Raw genomic sequence first — 19,135 nt, forward strand, 5'->3', positions numbered from 1 at the left:
TCGTTCGACACCGCCGTCGACGTTGTCATTTATGACACCTGATAGCAGGCCAGAAACATGTCCAGCGCGGATTCGGCCACCCGGTGTTGTTCTTCGGGTGGCAAGCCCGGCTTGCCCATGGAAATCTGCGGCCAGAATGCAAAAGACTTGAGCAGCCCCTGCACCTGTTGCGCGGCAAAATCAGGGGCAATGGCTTTCAACCGGCCATCGGCCTGAGCGGCGCGAATCCATACCGTCAGCCCTTCTTCGCGTTCGCCCATTCGCGCCACCATGTCCTGCGCCCGTTCCGGGGAATGAATCGTCGCCGCTATCGCCACCCGAGCCAGGTCGAGAAAATTGTCATCGCCCAACATTTGCAGTTTGGCCATCAGCAATCTGCGCAATTGGTCGCGCAGCGGCAGGTCGGGACGGTAGGCCGTTTCCTGTTCTGCCGTTACCCGGGTCCATAACTGATTGAGGATCTCGGCGAACAACTCTTCCTTGCTGGGGAAGTGGTTGTACACGGTGCGCTTCGACACGCCGGCAGTGGCAGCAATCTTGTCCATGCTGGTGATCTCGAAACCGTTGTCACGGAATTCGTTGATCGCGGCTTGAATGATCGCTTGGCGTTTTCGGTCGGTGAGGCGCTGTGGAGCTGTCATAAGTACGCTTCGGCAGGAAAAAGGGGAGAATTACACTCGGTAGTTTACTTGTCATCGACTTTGATGCAACCTAGAAACTACACTGTGCAGTGTAATGTTTTGTTAATCCTGCCCAGTAAAAAATAGAAAGCCCGGCTGATGCGTGCGTGCCTTGGCCATTTATCGTCCCAAAGCGGAGAATCGCGTCATGCGCGGTTTTTCTGGAGTCATTCAGACATGGCCAATTCAATCTCTCCGGCGGACAACGCCTCCACACCCGAAGCGTCCCGACAGGCTCAAGGGCAGTATCAGAACTTCACGCCGATTCAGCGTTTAAGCTTTGGCAAAACCATGGGCATCCTGTGGAACGCGCTGTTCCACAAGCCGCAAAACACCCGCCCGAGCGCGCCCGTCCCGGTGCAAGCCCTGACTCAAGCCGCACTGATCGCAGCGCCCAACCACAGCGTCTATCGCCTGGGCCACTCCACCGTGTTGCTCAAGCTGCGCGACAAGTTCTGGATCACCGACCCGGTCTTCGCCGAGCGGGCCTCGCCCGTGCAATGGGCCGGCCCCAAGCGTTTTCACCAGCCACCGATCAGCCTGGAACAATTGCCACCGATTGAAGCGGTGATCCTGTCCCACGACCACTACGACCACCTGGATCATCAGGCGGTGTTGAAGCTCGCGGACAAGACCAAACACTTCCTTACCCCGCTGGGCGTAGGCGACACCCTGATCAAATGGGGCATCGACGCCAGCAAAGTCCGCCAACTGGATTGGTGGCAAGGCACGGAAGTCGATGGCATCCAGTTCATCGCTACCCCATCGCAGCACTTCTCCGGCCGTGGCCTGTTCGACAGCAACAGCACCCTCTGGGCCTCGTGGGTGATGATCGATGGCAACACGCGCATCTTCTTCAGCGGTGACAGCGGCTACTTCGACGGCTTCAAACGCATCGGCGAACAGTACGGCCCGTTTGACCTGACCCTGATGGAAACCGGCGCCTACAACGTCGACTGGCCGCACGTGCACATGCAACCCGAACAGACCCTGCAAGCCCACCTGGACCTCAAGGGCCGCTGGCTACTGCCGATCCACAACGGCACGTTCGACCTGTCGATGCACGCCTGGTACGAACCCTTCGACCGCATCCTGGCCCTGGCCTGGGAGCGCAACGTATCGATCACCACTCCGCAGATGGGAGAAGCGTTCAATCTGATGCATCCGCAGCGCGGTAGTGCGTGGTGGCTGGCGGTGGAAGGGGAGAGTGATCGGGTGGTGGCGCAGAACGCGTAGAGTGATGGGCCCCTGTAGGAGCGAGCTTGCTCGCGAAAAAAATCTGGACAACGCGATCATTCAGACAGCACGCGTTATCGTTAACGTCCATCGCGAGCCAGCTCGCTCCTACAGGGGGGGCATTTATCGTCAGTCGATGAGTTGGCTCACTCCACCATCGCAAAATCCGCGCGCCCAACCGGATTCGGCGTAGACCCTTTCACATTCATCCCTCGGCCCGGCGCAAACCCCGGGAAGAACACCAACCCTTCGGCTTCAAGCCGATAGGCCAGCGCCAGGCGCGTGACATCCAGCACTTCCTGGCGTGCCTCGAAACGTTGAATGGCCTCCACCGAAACCCGGGACTCCCGCGACAGCTCTTCCACACTCCAGCCCAGCATCGCTCGGGCCTGGGCGCAGTGGGTCGGGGTGAATTGGAAGAGGGCGATACGTTCCAGGGTGATTTTCATCGCTTGAGAGGCCATGGTGTTCTCCGGGCTCGAGAGTGTTGGTTCAAAATATACTGTGTTTTTGTACAGTTGTTTTGAGTCCGGATCAAACGCATTTTTTGATTTGTCTTTTCAGGCAGACGAACGGCGCTGCGCTTACTTGCCCGCCAACCCCGGCGCTTCCCGCACGATAAAGTGATCCAGATTCTCGATGTTGGCGCTGAACACGCCGAACGTCTGCTCGGGGTTTTTCTTGCTCGGCACCTGTTTCAATTCTGGCGTCACCCCATAAAAGAAGCAGTACAACTCCCGCCCGCTCTCGATGGCGTGCTTGATCTCCTCCAGGAACGCCTTGCGTTTGCGGTAGCTGTCGATCAGCTTTTTGCTCAGGTAAACATTGACCGAGTAAGGCTTCTTCTCGAGCCAGACCTTCTTCTCGAAGTCGATACGAAAGCTCTGGGTGTAGTCCTTGATCTCCTTGACCTTGCCCCAGTAAATCAGCCCCTTGTTGTCCTGCAGGTATTCGATCTTCTTGAAAAACGACCCGTAGGGCGCGGTGTGCTCGCCAATCTTCAGCGGCACGCGCTTGAGCAAATCCTTGTCGTCGAAGTTCGACACAAAACACTCCACCGGGTGGGCGAAGATGCTGGTCTTGTCCGGTGCCGATTCCCTGACCGGTTGCTCGACATTGCTTGCCGCCGAAGACGTCAACGACTCATCCCGCCCCCCATCCGCCGCGACCTTCGGGCTGAACGGCTTGCGCACATACTCGCGTCGAGTCAGCAACAGTTCCGATGGGAAATGTTCCTCGCGACTGTCATCCGTTTCTGCATCCTCCACACCCGACGCCGGTGTCTTCAGGCTCGCATAAGGACACCCCTCGACATGCCGCGTGCTCGGCAGGTTCTTGAAGTGTGGCGTGCGCACGTAATTCACATTCTTCGCGTTGAAGGTGCCCAGCTCATTGCTCGCATCGAACGCCAAACGACAGACATCGTTGGGGCACTGGAAATGCTCCCTGGCCGAATCGAACGCCATCGTCTCGTCGAAATTCAGATCCCGAACGTCATAGATCGACAACTTGTCGTTGAGTCTGAGGCAGTAGGCGAGGTCGAATTTCATGTCGGGTTCCAGGTCCTTTATGCGAGCAGCTTCCAGTGATGGCGCATTCGAAGCAATAGCTACACTGAGATCACTTCGGTATCGCCGGGTCTGCACAGTCCATCAAAGAGAGCGGTTTCATGAGCCAATCAGATGCTTCGCCGCCCCTCCCGGAGCCGGGCCGGATAGCACGCCGGGATGAACAGACCGGCTGGCGCCGCTGGCTACCGGGCCTGGGCATGCTGCGCGAATATCAATCGGCATGGTTGCGTTACGACATCGTGGCCGGCCTGGTGCTGACCACGATGCTGGTGCCGGTCGGTATCGCCTATGCGGTGGCTTCGGGCGTGCCCGGCATTTATGGCCTGTACGCGACTATCGTTCCGCTGCTGTTCTATGCCTTGTTCGGCCCCAGCCGGATTCTGGTGATGGGGCCGGATTCCTCCCTTGTGGCCGTCATCCTTGCGGTCATCATTCCACTCTCCGGCGGCGACCCGCAGCGAGCCGTCGCCCTGGCGGGGATGATGGCGATCGTCTCGGGAGCGGTGTGTATCCTGGCCGGTATCGCGCGCCTGGGGTTTATCACCGAGCTGCTGTCCAAGCCGATCCGCTACGGCTACATGAACGGCATCGCACTGACCGTATTGATCAGCCAACTGCCCAAACTGTTCGGTTTTTCGATCGAGTCTGGCGGTCCGTTGAGTAGCCTGTGGGCCATCGCCTCGGCGGTGATGGAGGGAAAGGTCAACTGGACCACCTTCACGGTCGGCGGGCTCACCCTGGCAGTGATCCTGCTGCTCAAAAGAAGACCGCAATTGCCGGGCATCCTGATCGCCGTGGCAGGCGCGACGGTCGCCGTCGGTGTACTCGACCTTGCGACACGCGCCGGTGTGTCGGTCCTCGGTTCGCTCCCGCAAGGCTTGCCCGGCTTCGCCATCCCCTGGATCACCAGCGCCGATATCGTCCCGGTCTTGATCGGTGGCTGCGCCGTCGCACTCGTCTCGTTCGCCGACACCAGCGTGCTGTCCCGTGTCTACGCGGCGCGGACCCGTACTTACGTCAACCCGAACCAGGAAATGGTGGGCCTCGGTATCGCCAACCTGGCTGCCGGATTTTTTCAGGGTTTCCCGATCAGCAGCAGCTCGTCACGTACGCCCGTGGCCGAGGCCGCCGGTGCCAAGACCCAAATGACCGGCGTCGTCGGCGCACTGGCGGTGGCCTTGCTGCTGGTGGTGGCACCGGACCTGCTGCAACACCTGCCATCCAGCGCACTGGCGGCGGTCGTGATCGCCTCGGCCATTGGCCTGATCGAGATCAGCGACCTGCGCCGGATCTATCGCATCCAGCGTTGGGAATGCTGGCTATCGATTGTCTGCACGGTCGGCGTGGCCGCGTTCGGCGCGATCGAGGGCATCGGCCTGGCCATCGTGATTGCAGTCATTGAATTCCTCTGGGATGGCTGGCGCCCGTATTCAGCGGTATTGGGGCGCGCCGATGGGGTCAAGGGTTACCACGACATCAAGCGTTATCCCGACGCGCGCCTGATACCCGGCCTGGTCCTGTTTCGCTGGGATGCGCCGTTGTTTTTCGCCAACGCCGAACTGTTCAGCGACCGAGTGCTGGACGCCGTGGCAGCATCGCCCACCCCCGTGCGCTGGCTGGTGGTCGCCGCAGAGCCGGTCACCAGCGTCGACGTGACCTCCGCCGACATGTTGGCCGAACTGGACGACACGCTGCACGCGGCAGGTATCGAGTTGTGCATTGCCGAGATGAAGGATCCGGTCAAGGACAAGCTCAAGCGCTTCGGGTTGTTTGCGCGGCTGGGGGAGACAGCATTTTTTCCAACGATCGGGACGGCTGTGGACAGCTATGTGGCGAATTACCAGATGGATTACAGGGAGCGGGAAGATGAATGAAAGGGATTGTCGTGAAACCCGCGAGATCGAAATAGAGACTTCACATCAAGGAGCGAACCATGCCGAACAACTGGCCCGCCGGGATTGAGCACGTCGTCGTGCTGATGATGGAAAACCGTTCGTTCGACCATTTGCTGGGGGACTACACAAGCATCAATGCCGCGTGTGACGGTATCAACCGCAAGGCGCCCAGCACCAACCTGCTGAAGCTGGCCAATGGCAATTCGACGGTGATCACCCAGGCATCGGAGTTCCCGGAGAACTACAGTCTGTGGGCGCCGCCGCCCCCTCTGCCTCCGGCGCTGCCGCCGGGCAACAGCGAGGGTTTTGACCTTGGCCACGAATTCGTCAATGTAGAGAAACAACTGGGCGTCTCCTTCAAGACCAGCCCGGCCAACCCCACGCTCGCCGGTTTTGCCCAGGACGCCTACGACAAGGCCCGCAGCGACCTGAAGGTGTACAAGACCTGGTCGCAGTCCATGGCCCAACGGGCGATGAACTACATCCCGTTCGGCGCCACGCCAGCGAAGGATACGCTGCCGGCCATCCACGGACTTGCGCGTAACTTCACCGTGTGCGACCGCTGGTTTTCCTCGGTGCCAGGCCCCACCTGGCCGAACCGTTTTTTTGCCATGCTCGGCAGTTGCAATGGTCACTTGCTGATGCCCTCCACGGGCACGGTGCTGGCTGGCGTCAAAAGCCTGATTGCACAGTTCGGCGGCGAGAGTATTTTTTCGCTGCTGCGCAACAACGGCCACGACGCGCGGATTTATTCCGATGGCGCGATCCCGCTGGCGGCGCTGGTCAAGGGTGGTTTGCAGCACCTGAGCATCGACGACTTCAAGTCGGACGTCGCCGGTGACAAGCTCCCCGAACTGTCCTGGATCGAGCCGAGCTATGGCCTGCTCAACGGCAAACTCGGGCCCAATGTGTCGCATCATCCACCCGAAGATTTGCGCTTTGGCGATCAGTTTGTCGGTGAGGTGTTCAACGCCTTGTCAGCCAATACCGCTGTCTGGAACAAAACCCTGTTCGTGCTGCTGTACGACGAACATGGCGGTTTCCATGACCACGTGGTGCCGCCGACTTGCGTGGCGACTGGTTCAACGGTCGATGTCCCATGGAAAAATCCATTCACCCGCCTCGGCGTTCGGGTGCCGGCGATCCTGGCTTCACCGTGGCTCAAGCCAGGCTTGATTCCCTGGACGGGCAGCGTCCAGGCGCAGCATTACGATCACACCAGTTTGCTGGCGTTTCTTTGCGATCACTTCAAATTGCCACGTAGCGCCCTCGGTCCACGGGTGATCGCCGCGCAGCACTTCGGTAACGCGCCAATCTGGCGTGCTGCACCGGGCGTAACGGCTGCGCCAAAGTTGGCGGCCACCGTAGTGCCCAGTCGCGTCGGGTTGCCATTGATCGAGTCCGAACTGGCGACCCAGAGTCGGCAGGTAGTGGACAGCGCCACCGGTTACCTCGATGGCCTCGACCCAGAGCAGATCTGGAAGAGCAGCGCCCAATGGGTCAGCGGTTTTCTCGGCAACCGCAGCCGCGCCCTGGCTGATCCGGCTCAGGCCGCGCTCACGCCTGCCGCGCCCAGTGCCGACAGCCTGGAGGCGAAACTGCGGCGCTTGCAGGATTTGATGGTCACCGCCCAGGGGCAAACGGTTCGCCCCGTTGCAGTGCCTGCCAGCAAAGCCTTGGCCGAACCGGGAGCGGAAGTTGCGCCAACGCGGCTGCGCGTCCTGTGCCTGCCGGGTGTCGGCTACACGCCAGCCGGCCAGGGGCAGGGCGGCATCGATGCGAACTGGCAGGACCAATGGCGCACATTGATCCGCACTCAACTGGCGCAAAACGGTCGCCCCATCGATGACCAGGACATCGACTTCCTGTCCTTCGACGAGCAACTCAAGGAGGGGCCTGACTTCGCCCAGATCACCCGCGGCCTGGCGATGCTGAGCGCCGACGCCAGGGGCAAGGCTGACGAGAATTTCGGCAGTTGGGGCCTGCCGGTCAACCAGATGTTGCGCACCACCGTCGGCGCTATCGTGCAGTGGATTGAAGACGCCGAGTTGCGCACTGAACTGACGCAATATCTGTTGGCGAAGGTCGAGGCATTCAATCCGCAGATCATCTTCGCCCAAGGGCTGGGCAGCCTGATCGGCTACGACGCCCTGCGCCGCTCGGTGGCAAAAAAAGGTCCGGCCCTCAAGCGCATCGATGGCCGAGTGTTCGTCAGCTTCGGCTCGCCGATCGCACTGCCGCTGGTGATGCGCGAAGTGTGGGGCGGGCGGGTGCTGCGCCTGAGCGAAAACGGCCGAGGCATCCGCCGCTGGTTCCACCTCCACAACCCCAACGACGGCTTGCTGACCCGGCCGATCACCTCGCCGGATTCAGCGCGGGTCGACCTGCAAACCGAATTCAGCGTGCCGCTGCGTGATGACCTGCTCGACCTCAATCACGCCGCCCAGGCCTACTTGTCCTCACCCACCAGCCAGACCGGCCTGTGGCCGCAACTGGCCCGCGATGTGGTGGCGGCGCGAGCGCTGGAAGTGCCGGCGTTCCTGTCCCGCAGCGGACAACGCAAACGCCGCGCCCTGGTGGTAGGCATCAACGACTACCTCGACCCGAGCGCACGCCTCGACGGCTGCATCAACGACACCTACCTGATCAGCCGTATGCTCCAGGAAAGCGGCTACGACGCCGGCGACATCCGATTGCTCCACGACGCCCGAGCGACCCGGGCCAACTTCGTCGAACGCCTCGAATGGCTGGTGGAAGGCGCCCGTGCTGGCGACGAGCGCGTATTGTTCTACTCCGGCCACGGCACCCAGCTGCCGGTCTACAGCAGCAGCGGCGAAGCCGACTGCATGGACGAAACCCTGGTGCTCCACGACTTCGACTGGGACGACGAAAGCACCCACTTCACCGACAAACTGTTCCGCCAGTTCTACAGCCACCTGCCCTTCGACCCGGACGGCCACGGCGCCAAACTCACCGTCATGTTCGACTGCTGCTACGCCGGCGGCATGACCCGCGGCAACGGCCGCGTGCGCGGCATCACCCCACCCAGCGACATCCGCCACCGCATGCTGCGCTGGGACCCCTACGCCGGTGACTGGGACCGCCGCGTCTACGCCACCGACGCCGACCGCCGCGACTTCAGCGAACAAGACAACAAAACCCGCGGCCTCACCCGCACCCGCACCACCCAAGGCGCCGCCACCGGCCTGCGCCCCGAGAAAAAAGCCCAGTTGCTGCGCCAAGGCAAACTCTACGGCCACCACGGGCCCTACATGCCGCTGATGCTCTATGCTGCGCGGGAGAACGAAAAGGCCAGCGAATATGTGGTGGGCTCCAACCACTACGGCGCCTTCACTTATTTCTTGGTCGAACAACTGCGCAAGTTGCATCAGGAGGATGCGACGTTGGGGTTTGATCAGTTGATTGAACGGGTGGGGAGTGTGTTGAGCGCGAGGTCGTTGGGGCAGACGCCGGAGATTGTTGGGCCTAGTGGGGTTAGGGCGGCGGTGTGTCCGTGGCGGATTAGTGGGTTGGGGAGGTGAGGGCGCAGAGTATTGTCGTGGGAGAAATGAGATTGATGTAGCAGGCGAACAGCGGCTGGTCTATTCCACCGCTGCCCGCTATTGAGCAATAGCGCTTAGAAATAGTGGCTTTTCGCCCTATAACAAATTGAAACCCTTTGATACTTTGGTGAGTGTAGGAATTTTCCTACAGCCATTGTCGATAAGGACAGCACTCGTGGTGATCAAAGCGGTTTCGAAGGAACGAATAGACAAAGCGTTGCTGGAGTTTGATCGTAAATTTCGGAGTAAGCACGAGTGGCAGGGCTGGGAAAAAAACCTAGCTCACCGTTACGCCGTTCACTCGGGCGGTGAACTGTATCCGGCGAAGAAAATCGTCTCTCTGGCAACTGGCATTGCTGTAGGAAAATTCTCCGGTGGGCGCCCAACCAACAGTTACCTAGAAAAGCGAGGCTTCACTGTTGTGGAGTTACCGCGTGGAGAAGGCGAGCCTGTTTTGCAGTTCACGAAGGAGGCTGTTTACGACCGAAAAACCGAGATCAATGGACCGTTCGGTGGGAGCCTGCAAAGCGGCATTGCAGCATCCGCAACTTACCCTGCGATATTTTTGTTCACAGGCGATAGTGGTGAACAATACGGGTATGCCGACGATTGGGACAACGGTGCCTATCTTTATACCGGTGAAGGACAACGTGGGTCGATGACTTTGATCCGAGGCAACCGGGCCATCGCTGAGCATGCCGAGGATGGCCGAGCGCTGCACTTGTTTAAGTCTCTCGGCAAAGGTAAAGGCAACGAATACATGGGCGAGTTTTCTTGCGCCGACATGTTTGAGCGGACCCAGCCGGATGTGAGTGGCCAAGATCGGACGGCGATTGTTTTTCGGTTAGTCCCTGTGGGTATTCCTGGTGAATTAATTGAAGCTGAAGAACAGGATGAAGATGAGGCTGACCTTTCCGAGTCTCTGGCTGCGGCGCGGTTGGCTGCGCTGGCTGCATGTAAGCCTAGCAGCGATGATTTGGGGCTATCCGCTCCGCGTAAGATCTATCAGCGCAGCCGGAAGGTTGCGCACTATGTGCTGATGCGCGCCAAGGGCGAATGCGAGAGCTGTGAGAGGCCGGCTCCTTTTATGAAAAAGGATGGCACCCCCTACTTAGAGCCGCATCACGTAAACCGGCTCTCAGATGGTGGGTTAGATCACCCGCGCTATGTGGGAGCCGTGTGCCCAAGTTGCCATCGGGAAATTCATTCTGGAGTACATGGAGCGTTGGTGAATAAGAAGCTGAAGCAGCGGTTGGAAGCAATTGAAGGCTGATTGAAATGTGTGCCGAGGCAGTGAGGTCTGTTGCCTGCAAATATTGAGAGGCTGCGAATTGCTGGTTATGGAAATGAGGACAGTTAGTGAAGTGCTTATTGTAGGAAACCCATGCGTTCTCGTTCCTACAGACTGTCCTTAGTCCCTCGTGCGCTTCGACGACTGAAGCACTTGGGCTACCTTCCGCCACCAAGGCTTAGCTATCAACACCCGTCGCTGCGTTTGATCGTCTGACAGGTAAGGCATGTCCCGTAGCCGAATCCAACTTTCACCGCGCCAGTGCAGCAGATTTAACGACATTTCCGGCCAGTCCAACGAGCTCAACATCGGTCGATCCGCAGCATAAGGCTGCGCGGCATCGCGTAAGGCCTGCACAACCTGATTGGTCAGCCATTCGCGTAACAATCGATTTGCAGGGACATAGTGATACACCAATAGTGCATATACACCGGACTCGCTGAGCATTAGCTGTTTCCGTGGCTGTCGGAAGTATTCAATCCACAAGATACAGCGCTGATCCTTATCCAGTTTGCTGACCATGCGATCACTGAGATGGACACCCATCAAGCGGCCAATGTCACGGGCGCAGAACCACGGTTGATTTTCCAGCAGGAGGGCATGGAGCGGTAGGTTATGGAGGGTAAAGATCATTGGATGGAAAGGATCAGAGATTACTGATCGGTGTGAAGTATCTGCAGGCATACCCATTACCTCTACGTATAAAGTTGAAAAGGGCCAGAGCCCGACGTAGAGGATCTAAGAAATCCCAACAAGCGATTCTCCTACACACAGGATTGCGCAGGCATGGCGGATGCCAGCATGCATTCTGTGTGATGAAGTTGCTTCTACGTTGGGCGTTTCTTAGGCGCTTGCAATAAAGTTTAGAGCTGCTTGGAGTGGCCCTCAATACAGAATGTGCTGGATCTTCTGTAGGCGGTTTAGCTACTACTGAGATTGCTCGTAGGTGTTTTCCTACCCTACAAAAAAGCCCCGATCAGATCGGGGCTTTCAGATGTTCGATTTGTCGATTCAAGTCGTCAAATCGCGGCTAGCTCAGGAATCAATCCCAGCTCAAAGCCCCACCAGTCTGATACTCAATAACCCGAGTCTCAAAGAAATTCTTCTCTTTCTTCAAGTCCATGATCTCGCTCATCCAAGGGAACGGGTTAGTCGTCCCTGGGTACTCTTCCTTCAAACCAATCTGCGACAGACGACGGTTAGCGATGAACTTCAGGTAGTCCTCCATCATCGCCGCGTTCATGCCCAGCACGCCGCGAGGCATGGTGTCACGTGCGTATTCGATCTCCAGCTGAGTACCTTGCAGAATCATCTGCGAAGCTTCTTCCTTCATTTCGGCATCCCACAGGTGTGGGTTTTCGATTTTGATCTGGTTGATCACGTCGATGCCGAAGTTCAGGTGCATGGATTCGTCGCGCAGGATGTATTGGAACTGCTCGGCGACGCCGGTCATTTTGTTGCGGCGGCCCATGGAGAGAATCTGGGTGAAGCCGCAGTAGAAGAAGATGCCTTCCAGAACGCAGTAGTAGGCGATCAGGTTGCGCAGCAGTTCTTTGTCGGTTTCGACGGTGCCGGTTTCGAACTTCGGATCGGAGATCGAGCGGGTGTATTTCAGGCCCCAGGTGGCTTTTTTAGCGACCGACGGGATCTCGTGGTACATGTTGAAGATTTCGCCTTCATCCATGGCCAGCGATTCGATGCAGTACTGGTAGGCGTGGGTGTGGATCGCCTCTTCGAAGGCCTGGCGCAGGATGTACTGGCGGCATTCCGGGTTGGTGATCAGGCGGTACACGGCCAGGACCAGGTTGTTGGCAACCAGGGAGTCGGCGGTGGAGAAGAAGCCGAGGTTGCGCATCACGATGCGGCGCTCGTCGTCGGTCAGGCCTTCCGGGTTTTTCCAGAGGGCGATGTCGGCGGTCATGTTGACTTCTTGCGGCATCCAGTGGTTTGCGCAGCCGTCCAGGTACTTCTGCCAGGCCCAGTCGTACTTGAAGGGTACGAGTTGGTTGAGGTCGGCGCGGCAGTTGATCATGCGCTTTTCGTCAACGGCGACACGGGCGGAGGCGCCTTCGAGTTCGGCGAGGCCTTCGGCGACGTCGAGCGAGTCCAGGGCGGCCTTGGCGCGGGCAACGGCGGCGGAGTCAGCGGCGGTCACGGCACGGGCTTCCAGGGCGGCGGCACCGCCAGCGCTGTCGAGACGGTCCATGTTGGCTTCGGCGGCGTGGCCGGCGTTGGCGCTCTTGACTGCTACTTCCGTGTCTTCTTTGTCGAATTCGTCCCAGCTCAGCATGACGTGTCGTCTCCTGCGTGAGGGCCAGTGTGCCCGTGTGAAATTGGATAGGTCGGTTTTTCACACGGCCTTACTGGCCGCGTTGGATCTAAAGGAATCGTTTTTTGCAGCAGCTATACGCAGGCATCAAACAGAATTTTGTACGGGGTTCCGAGAGCCACTGATGGGCGCAGCAAGCGTTGATCGCTTGTGCGAGGCTTCAGACTGGCTTTTCATCCCTGTAAGGGAATATTGCAGGCCCGTTTAACCCCCGCATTATAGGGAAGTTTTGCGTGCTGTGGTGCGACGAAATGGCTCACGGATCGGTCGACGGCGACCGTTTTTCGGTCAGAGCGAGGGTTTACAGGGCTTTGAACGATGTTGGCGGGGGGGAGATTTTTTTTCGTGATTTTTTGCCCTGGATTATTTTTGCTCAAGAAATAACCAAAAAAGGCTTTTTTCACTACATCTTGTGTTTCTGTGGGGTTTTCTCAGGCTCCAGACACAACTAAGCCCGACCGAAGTCGGGCCATGAAGTCACGCTGGCGGCTCAGCTCAGGCGAGCGGCACCGATGTGATCGGCACCATCGGCGGCGAGGCGGGCGGCGCCGGTGTGATCAGCGCCGTCGGCAGCGAGTTTGCCTGCGCCAATGTGGTCTGCGCCATCGGCTGCGAAGGACGCTGAGCCGGTGTGGTCGTAACCGTCGGAAGCGACAGAGGCTTCGCTGGTGTACACGGCCGAGCCGGTGCGGTCGTAACCATCGGCAGCGAAGGTGTTGGCAGCCAGCACGGAGAGGGTCAGGGCGAGGATCAGTTGGGTTTTCATGGTCGTTGCTCCAGTTTCGAAGGCGTTGTTTGTCTTGGGTTGAGATTGATACTACGCCGACTATTTCGATTAAAAAGCGCAAATAAATGCTTAAAATAATCGATTTATTCGATTATTAAGGTTCGGCGCTTCATCTACCTGATTGCGGTGGGTGGGTCGAACCTATTCCGGGGAGGGGTGAAGCAGGGATCAGCCGTTAGAACAGCCGTTGCCCATCGCGCTGTAACGCAGGATATGCCGTTGACCACTGGAATCTTCGTATTCCATTTTCATTGGCACAACTTCACAAACATTCGGGGCTTCGCTCATGGAGATCACTTTGGCGATGTCCAGGTTCATCGAGTAAGTGTATTCCTCAATGGGTGGTTGTTGCTGCGCGACATCAGCCGGGACCTCGCTTGCCATGGCACTTACGCACACGCTGCTGAGGGCCAGAACCAATAAAGCTTTCATTTGAGTTTTACCTTTCTAAGGTCGAGTGGGTTCACGCAACCTTTTTGGGGTTGCGTGTGGAGCTGAACTACTGGATTTGGGTTAACTGCCTTCGTGGGGGCTGTAACTTGGTTAACTCAGGTTGCCGGGTTGGCGTGGCAGATTTTAGGGGGGGCGGATACGTTCATATAGACGTGGTTTTGATAAACACCTTTGACAGATCCTGTAACAATCCCCGAATAACCTCTTCTCTTTTGTAGGAGCGGGCTTGCTCGCGATGAACCTGAGGGCTCCGCGGGGTGTCAGGTTGGGCGCGTTATCGTTGACGACCATCGCGAGCAGGGCTCGCTCCTACAGGGAGCTGTGGGCGGAGTAGAGCTATTCACGACATTTTGTAGGGGCTTGTTACTACCATCGTCGAATGGTTCTATAGGCCCGGCCCGGGCTACAACAGGGTCATACAAAAACAACTATTCCACCGAGGTAAGAAAGATGAGTGCGGCTTCCCTGTATCCCGTTCGTCCCGAGGTTCTGGCCAATACGCTGACCGACGAGGCGACCTACAAGGCCATGTACCAGCAGTCGGTCGTCAACCCGGACGGCTTCTGGCGCGAGCAAGCCAAGCGCCTCGACTGGATCAAGCCTTTCACCACGGTGAAGCAGACTTCCTTCGACGATCACCATGTCGACATCAAATGGTTCGCCGACGGTACCCTGAACGTTTCCTACAACTGCCTGGACCGTCACCTGGCCGAGCGCGGCGATCAGGTCGCGATCATCTGGGAGGGCGATGACCCTGCCGAAAGCCGCAACATCACCTACCGCGAACTGCACGAGCAGGTCTGCAAGTTCGCCAACGCCCTGCGTGGCCAGGACGTGCACCGCGGCGACGTGGTGACTATCTATATGCCGATGATCCCCGAAGCCGTGGTCGCCATGCTGGCCTGTACCCGGATCGGCGCGATTCACTCGGTGGTGTTCGGCGGGTTCTCGCCGGAAGCCCTGGCCGGTCGCATTATCGACTGCCGCTCGAAAGTGGTGATCACGGCCGACGAAGGCATTCGTGCCGGCAAGAAGATCCCGCTCAAGGCCAACGTCGACGACGCACTGACCAACCCGGAAACCAGCAGCATCCAGAAAGTCATCGTGTGCAAGCGCACCGGTGGCGACATCAAGTGGAACCAGCATCGCGACATCTGGTTCGAGGACCTGATGAAAGTGGCCGGCACCGTTTGCGCACCGAAAGAGATGGGCGCCGAAGAGGCGCTGTTCATCCTTTACACCTCCGGCTCCACCGGCAAGCCGAAGGGCGTGCAGCACACCACCGGCGGCTACTTGCTGTACGCGGCCATGACCCACGAGCGCGTGTTCGACTATCGTCCGGGTGAAATCTACTGGTGCACCGCCGACGTCGGTTGGGTCACCGGCCACAGTTATATCGTCTACGGCCCGCTGGCCAACGGTGCGACCACGCTGCTGTTCGAAGGCGTGCCGAACTACCCGGACATCACCCGGGTGGCGAAGATCGTCGACAAGCACAAGGTCAACATCCTCTACACCGCACCGACCGCGATCCGCGCCATGATGGCCTCGGGCACGGCGGCTGTCGAAGGCGCTGACGGCAGCAGCCTGCGCCTGTTGGGCTCGGTCGGCGAGCCGATCAACCCGGAAGCCTGGGACTGGTACTACAAGAACGTCGGCCAATCCCGTTGCCCGATCGTCGATACCTGGTGGCAGACCGAAACCGGCGGCAACATGATGAGCCCGCTGCCGGGGGCTCACGCCCTCAAGCCTGGCTCTGCGGCGCGTCCGTTCTTCGGCGTGGTGCCGGCGCTGGTGGACAACCTGGGCAACATCGTCGAGGGCGAGGCCGAGGGCAACCTGGTGATTCTCGATTCGTGGCCAGGCCAGGCGCGTACGCTGTACGGCGACCATGACCGCTTCGTCGACACTTACTTCAAGACGTTCCGCGGCATGTACTTCACCGGTGACGGCGCCCGTCGCGATGCCGATGGTTACTACTGGATCACCGGTCGCGTGGACGACGTGCTCAACGTGTCCGGCCACCGCATGGGCACCGCCGAGATCGAAAGCGCGATGGTCGCTCACCCGAAAGTCGCCGAAGCCGCTGTGGTCGGTGTGCCGCACGACATCAAGGGGCAGGGCATTTATGTGTATGTCACCCTGAAAAATGGCGAAGAGCCGAGCGAGCAACTGCGCCTGGAGCTGAAAAACTGGGTGCGTAAAGAGATCGGTCCGATTGCTTCACCGGATGTGATCCAGTGGGCGCCGGGGCTGCCGAAGACCCGCTCGGGCAAGATCATGCGCCGGATTCTGCGCAAGATTGCCACGGCTGAGTATGAGGGGTTGGGGGATATTTCGACCCTGGCGGATCCGGGTGTGGTGCAGCATTTGATTGATACGCACAAGACGATGAATGTTGCGTAAGTAGCGTTTGGCGTCATCGAAACCCCACCAGATGCGAGTCTGGTGGGGTTTTTTGTTGTTTGGTCTGGCCTCTTCGCGAGCAAGCCCGCTCCCACATTTGACCGAGTCGTTTGCCAGAACACGGTCAAGTGTGGGAGCGGGCTTGCTCGCGAAGGCGGTTTGGCAGGCACTACAGCAACATCTACCAATAATTATCGGGTTCCTCTGTCGGCATTTTCCTACTGTTACCCGCGATCTTTCAGGTTACTGAATGTGTAACCGCATCGCGCCAGTACGGGGCATTGGGAAACGCCAGGCCCTGTATCAGGGCCTCAAAACCACCGATAAAAAATAAGACCCTACGCTGTGCTTGCCGGATTAGAAGGGTTTGCCAATAATAGGCCCGCAATTTGCAATATAGATCGGTTCAATGTCTTTTGCCTTCGCATGATTTTGCAGGGCTGTCAACGTGCCAAAACGGCATTCTCAGTGCTTCTGTAATTAGTTGTCGCATTGAAGAAATATCGGCTTCGGGCCTGTCGTTAGAATGCCGATCACTCGCTCGTCGTTGCCCGTGTTGAATTTCAACACCCGCTTCCCAGGACGCAGCAACGCTTTCCGGTTCCACTCATTCGCATATTGGGCTGTCGCTCACTCTGCCGTTTTAGCCCTTTACCGATGGAGTCCCAAGATGAAGAAACTCGTGCTGCTTGGCGCCCTGGCACTGTCCGTGCTGTCCCTGCCAACCTTCGCCGATGAAAAGCCTCTGAAAATCGGTATTGAAGCGGCTTACCCTCCGTTCGCGTCGAAAGCGCCGGACGGCAGCATCGTGGGTTTCGACTACGACATCGGCAACGCCCTGTGCGAAGAGATGAAGGTCAAGTGCGTGTGGGTCGAGCAAGAGTTCGACGGCCTGATCCCGGCGCTGAAAGTGCGCAAGATCGACGCGATCCTGTCGTCCATGTCGATCACTGAAGATCGCAAGAAGTCCGTGGACTTCACCAACAAGTACTACAACACCCCGGCTCGCCTGGTCATGAAGGCCGGCACTCAGGTCAGCGAAGGCCTGACCGAGCTCAAGGGCAAGAACATCGGCGTGCAACGTGGTTCGATCCACGAGCGTTTCGCCCGCGAAGTCCTGGCACCGCTGGGTGCCGAGATCAAGCCATACGGTTCGCAGAACGAAATTTACCTCGACGTGGCCGCCGGCCGCCTCGACGGCACCGTGGCAGACGCTACGCTGCTGGATGACGGTTTCCTGAAAACCGACGCCGGTAAAGGCTTCGCGTTCGTCGGCCCTGCGTTCACCGACGTCAAATACTTCGGCGACGGCGTAGGTATCGCGGTTCGCAAGGGCGACAAGGCTGAGCTGGACAAGCTCAACGCCGCCATCGCGTCGATTCGCGAGAACGGTAAATACAAGCAAATCCAGGACAAGTACTTCGCCTTCGATATCTACGGCAAGTAATACGTCCCAGCGACAAGTCCGAAATGGCGCAAGCAACAGGATCTCTGAGGTTTGCGCCATTTTTTCATCCCAACTTTCGAGGACCTGAATCATGTTGAAAGGCTACGGGGCTGTCATCCTCGATGGCGTTTGGCTGACGCTTCAGCTCGCCTTGTCGTCCATGGCTCTGGCCATTGTCCTGGGTCTGATCGGCGTGGCACTGCGTCTTTCGCCAGTGCGCTGGCTGGCCTGGCTGGGCGACCTGTATTCCACGGTGATCCGCGGTATTCCCGACCTGGTGCTGATCCTGCTGATTTTCTACGGCGGCCAGGACCTGCTCAACCGTGTCGCGCCGATGCTTGGCTATGACGAGTACATCGACCTGAACCCGTTGGCGGCCGGTATCGGCACCCTGGGCTTCATCTTCGGTGCGTACCTGTCGGAAACCTTCCGTGGCGCCTTCATGGCGATCCCCAAGGGGCAGGCCGAAGCCGGCATGGCCTACGGCATGAGCAGTTTCCAGGTGTTCTTCCGGGTGTTGGTGCCACAGATGATTCGCCTGGCGATTCCGGGTTTCACCAACAACTGGCTGGTATTGACCAAGGCTACCGCGCTGATTTCGGTGGTGGGGCTGCAAGACATGATGTTCAAGGCCAAGCAGGCGGCCGATGCCACCCGCGAGCCTTTCACCTTCTTCCTCGCAGTGGCGGCGTTGTACCTGGTGATCACCAGTGTCTCGTTGCTGGCATTGCGTCACCTTGAGAAGCGCTACTCGGTAGGCGTAAGGGCGGCTGAGCTATGATCTTCGACTACAACGTCATTTGGGAGGCCTTGCCGCTGTACCTCGGCGGCCTGGTGACCACCCTCAAACTGCTCGCGCTGTCGCTGTTCTTCGGCCTGCTGTGCGCATTGCCGCTGGGCCTGATGCGCGTCTCGAAGAACCCGGTCGTCAACATGTCGGCCTGGCTCTACACCTACGTGATCCGCGGCACACCGATGCTGGTGCAGCTGTTCTTGATCTACTACGGTCTGGCGCAGTTCGAGGCGGTGCGTGAAAGCTTCTTCTGGCCATGGCTGTCCAGCGCAACCTTCTGTGCGTGCCTGGCGTTCGCGATCAACACCAGTGCCTACACCGCCGAAATCATCGCCGGCAGCCTGCGGGCCACGCCGAACGGTGAGATCGAAGCGGCCAAGGCCATGGGCATGTCGCGGGTCAAGATGTACAAGCGCATTCTGTTGCCGTCGGCCCTGCGCCGCGCGCTGCCGCAGTACAGCAACGAAGTGATCATGATGCTGCAGACCACCAGTCTGGCGTCCATCGTGACCCTGATCGACATCACCGGTGCCGCGCGCACGGTCAACGCCCAGTTCTACCTGCCGTTCGAGGCGTACATCACCGCCGGCGTGTTCTACCTGTGCCTGACCTTCATCCTGGTGAAGCTGTTCAAGATGGCCGAGCGCCGTTGGCTGGGCTACCTGGCCCCGCGGAAGCACTGAT

15 protein-coding genes are annotated in these 19,135 nt (G+C 58.8%); 8 read left to right on the forward strand and 7 right to left on the reverse strand.

Features of this window, described 5'->3' with window-relative positions; translation table 11 throughout:
- Positions 1-29 precede the first annotated feature (29 nt).
- The gene (locus tag ACEN8Q_RS29800; RefSeq protein WP_413427345.1) at positions 30-641 is read right to left on the reverse strand and encodes a TetR/AcrR family transcriptional regulator; all 612 of its coding nucleotides are present in this window, start codon (positions 639-641) and stop codon (positions 30-32) included.
- 216 nt (positions 642-857) lie between these two features.
- Between ACEN8Q_RS29800 and ACEN8Q_RS29805 the strand changes: the two genes are divergently transcribed.
- The gene (locus tag ACEN8Q_RS29805; protein WP_413704121.1) at positions 858-1,916 is read left to right on the forward strand and encodes an MBL fold metallo-hydrolase; all 1,059 of its coding nucleotides are present in this window, start codon (positions 858-860) and stop codon (positions 1,914-1,916) included.
- A gap of 146 nt (positions 1,917-2,062) precedes the next feature.
- Here the strand turns inward: ACEN8Q_RS29805 and ACEN8Q_RS29810 are convergent, their stop codons facing one another.
- Positions 2,063-2,380, reverse strand: a complete 318-nt coding sequence (locus ACEN8Q_RS29810) for an XRE family transcriptional regulator (protein WP_413427347.1) — start codon at positions 2,378-2,380, stop codon at positions 2,063-2,065.
- 120 nt (positions 2,381-2,500) lie between these two features.
- A complete protein-coding gene (locus ACEN8Q_RS29815; RefSeq protein WP_413704122.1) occupies positions 2,501-3,466 on the reverse strand; it encodes a hypothetical protein in 966 nt (321 codons plus the stop codon).
- Between the two features lie 119 nt (positions 3,467-3,585).
- Here ACEN8Q_RS29815 and ACEN8Q_RS29820 point away from each other — a divergent pair, with 119 nt between their 5' ends.
- The 3 genes from ACEN8Q_RS29820 (at position 3,586) to ACEN8Q_RS29830 (ending at position 10,218) form a co-directional block, all read left to right on the forward strand.
- Positions 3,586-5,361: a SulP family inorganic anion transporter gene (locus tag ACEN8Q_RS29820; protein ID WP_413427349.1), complete on the forward strand. Its 1,776-nt coding sequence runs from the start codon at positions 3,586-3,588 to the stop codon at positions 5,359-5,361.
- A gap of 59 nt (positions 5,362-5,420) precedes the next feature.
- Positions 5,421-8,924 (forward strand): alkaline phosphatase family protein, encoded by a 3,504-nt coding sequence (locus tag ACEN8Q_RS29825; RefSeq protein ID WP_413704123.1) that lies wholly within the window; start codon positions 5,421-5,423, stop codon positions 8,922-8,924.
- A 196-nt stretch (positions 8,925-9,120) separates the two neighbouring features.
- Positions 9,121-10,218: an HNH endonuclease gene (locus ACEN8Q_RS29830; protein ID WP_413704124.1), complete on the forward strand. Its 1,098-nt coding sequence runs from the start codon at positions 9,121-9,123 to the stop codon at positions 10,216-10,218.
- 138 nt (positions 10,219-10,356) lie between these two features.
- Here ACEN8Q_RS29830 and ACEN8Q_RS29835 read toward each other — a convergent pair whose 3' ends face one another.
- The 4 genes from ACEN8Q_RS29835 to ACEN8Q_RS29850 all read right to left on the reverse strand — a co-directional run bounded on the left by ACEN8Q_RS29835 (position 10,357) and on the right by ACEN8Q_RS29850 (position 13,784).
- Entirely contained in the window at positions 10,357-10,920 is a 564-nt protein-coding gene (locus ACEN8Q_RS29835) for a Bro-N domain-containing protein (RefSeq protein WP_413427352.1), read from the reverse strand.
- A 358-nt stretch (positions 10,921-11,278) separates the two neighbouring features.
- The gene (locus tag ACEN8Q_RS29840) at positions 11,279-12,526 is read right to left on the reverse strand and encodes a ribonucleotide-diphosphate reductase subunit beta (RefSeq protein ID WP_008022799.1); all 1,248 of its coding nucleotides are present in this window, start codon (positions 12,524-12,526) and stop codon (positions 11,279-11,281) included.
- A gap of 529 nt (positions 12,527-13,055) precedes the next feature.
- Positions 13,056-13,331, reverse strand: coding sequence for a hypothetical protein (locus ACEN8Q_RS29845; protein WP_413704125.1), 276 nt, complete (start codon positions 13,329-13,331; stop codon positions 13,056-13,058).
- 189 nt (positions 13,332-13,520) lie between these two features.
- Positions 13,521-13,784: a DUF2790 domain-containing protein gene (locus ACEN8Q_RS29850; protein ID WP_413428873.1), complete on the reverse strand. Its 264-nt coding sequence runs from the start codon at positions 13,782-13,784 to the stop codon at positions 13,521-13,523.
- Between the two features lie 471 nt (positions 13,785-14,255).
- Between ACEN8Q_RS29850 and acs the strand changes: the two genes are divergently transcribed.
- The 4 genes from acs (at position 14,256) to ACEN8Q_RS29870 (ending at position 19,134) form a co-directional block, all read left to right on the forward strand.
- The gene (acs, locus tag ACEN8Q_RS29855) at positions 14,256-16,211 is read left to right on the forward strand and encodes an acetate--CoA ligase (protein ID WP_111279962.1); all 1,956 of its coding nucleotides are present in this window, start codon (positions 14,256-14,258) and stop codon (positions 16,209-16,211) included.
- 670 nt (positions 16,212-16,881) lie between these two features.
- Entirely contained in the window at positions 16,882-17,658 is a 777-nt protein-coding gene (locus ACEN8Q_RS29860; RefSeq protein WP_008022793.1) for an ABC transporter substrate-binding protein, read from the forward strand.
- Positions 17,659-17,749: 91 nt separating this feature from the next.
- The gene (locus ACEN8Q_RS29865) at positions 17,750-18,439 is read left to right on the forward strand and encodes an ABC transporter permease (protein WP_008022791.1); all 690 of its coding nucleotides are present in this window, start codon (positions 17,750-17,752) and stop codon (positions 18,437-18,439) included.
- Positions 18,436-19,134: an ABC transporter permease gene (locus tag ACEN8Q_RS29870; RefSeq protein ID WP_413704126.1), complete on the forward strand. Its 699-nt coding sequence runs from the start codon at positions 18,436-18,438 to the stop codon at positions 19,132-19,134. Before ACEN8Q_RS29865 ends, ACEN8Q_RS29870 begins: the two co-directional genes overlap by 4 nt.
- Position 19,135 lies beyond the last annotated feature (1 nt).

This window comes from Pseudomonas sp. Pseusp16 (assembly GCF_047324915.1).
Taxonomy (GTDB): Bacteria; Pseudomonadota; Gammaproteobacteria; order Pseudomonadales; family Pseudomonadaceae; genus Aquipseudomonas; species Aquipseudomonas fluorescens_CD.

What these genes read in the sequence shown, in the direction of transcription:
- ACEN8Q_RS29800 (WP_413427345.1), bottom strand. Translation starts at nt 641, where the DNA reads ATGACAGCTCCACAGCGCCTCACCGACCGAAAACGCCAAGCGATCATT.
- ACEN8Q_RS29805 (WP_413704121.1), top strand. Translation starts at nt 858, where the DNA reads ATGGCCAATTCAATCTCTCCGGCGGACAACGCCTCCACACCCGAAGCG.
- ACEN8Q_RS29810 (WP_413427347.1), bottom strand. Translation starts at nt 2,380, where the DNA reads ATGGCCTCTCAAGCGATGAAAATCACCCTGGAACGTATCGCCCTCTTC.
- ACEN8Q_RS29815 (WP_413704122.1), bottom strand. Translation starts at nt 3,466, where the DNA reads ATGAAATTCGACCTCGCCTACTGCCTCAGACTCAACGACAAGTTGTCG.
- ACEN8Q_RS29820 (WP_413427349.1), top strand. Translation starts at nt 3,586, where the DNA reads ATGAGCCAATCAGATGCTTCGCCGCCCCTCCCGGAGCCGGGCCGGATA.
- ACEN8Q_RS29825 (WP_413704123.1), top strand. Translation starts at nt 5,421, where the DNA reads ATGCCGAACAACTGGCCCGCCGGGATTGAGCACGTCGTCGTGCTGATG.
- ACEN8Q_RS29835 (WP_413427352.1), bottom strand. Translation starts at nt 10,920, where the DNA reads ATGCCTGCAGATACTTCACACCGATCAGTAATCTCTGATCCTTTCCAT.
- ACEN8Q_RS29840 (WP_008022799.1), bottom strand. Translation starts at nt 12,526, where the DNA reads ATGCTGAGCTGGGACGAATTCGACAAAGAAGACACGGAAGTAGCAGTC.
- ACEN8Q_RS29845 (WP_413704125.1), bottom strand. Translation starts at nt 13,331, where the DNA reads ATGAAAACCCAACTGATCCTCGCCCTGACCCTCTCCGTGCTGGCTGCC.
- ACEN8Q_RS29850 (WP_413428873.1), bottom strand. Translation starts at nt 13,784, where the DNA reads ATGAAAGCTTTATTGGTTCTGGCCCTCAGCAGCGTGTGCGTAAGTGCC.
- acs (WP_111279962.1), top strand. Translation starts at nt 14,256, where the DNA reads ATGAGTGCGGCTTCCCTGTATCCCGTTCGTCCCGAGGTTCTGGCCAAT.
- ACEN8Q_RS29860 (WP_008022793.1), top strand. Translation starts at nt 16,882, where the DNA reads ATGAAGAAACTCGTGCTGCTTGGCGCCCTGGCACTGTCCGTGCTGTCC.
- ACEN8Q_RS29865 (WP_008022791.1), top strand. Translation starts at nt 17,750, where the DNA reads ATGTTGAAAGGCTACGGGGCTGTCATCCTCGATGGCGTTTGGCTGACG.
- ACEN8Q_RS29870 (WP_413704126.1), top strand. Translation starts at nt 18,436, where the DNA reads ATGATCTTCGACTACAACGTCATTTGGGAGGCCTTGCCGCTGTACCTC.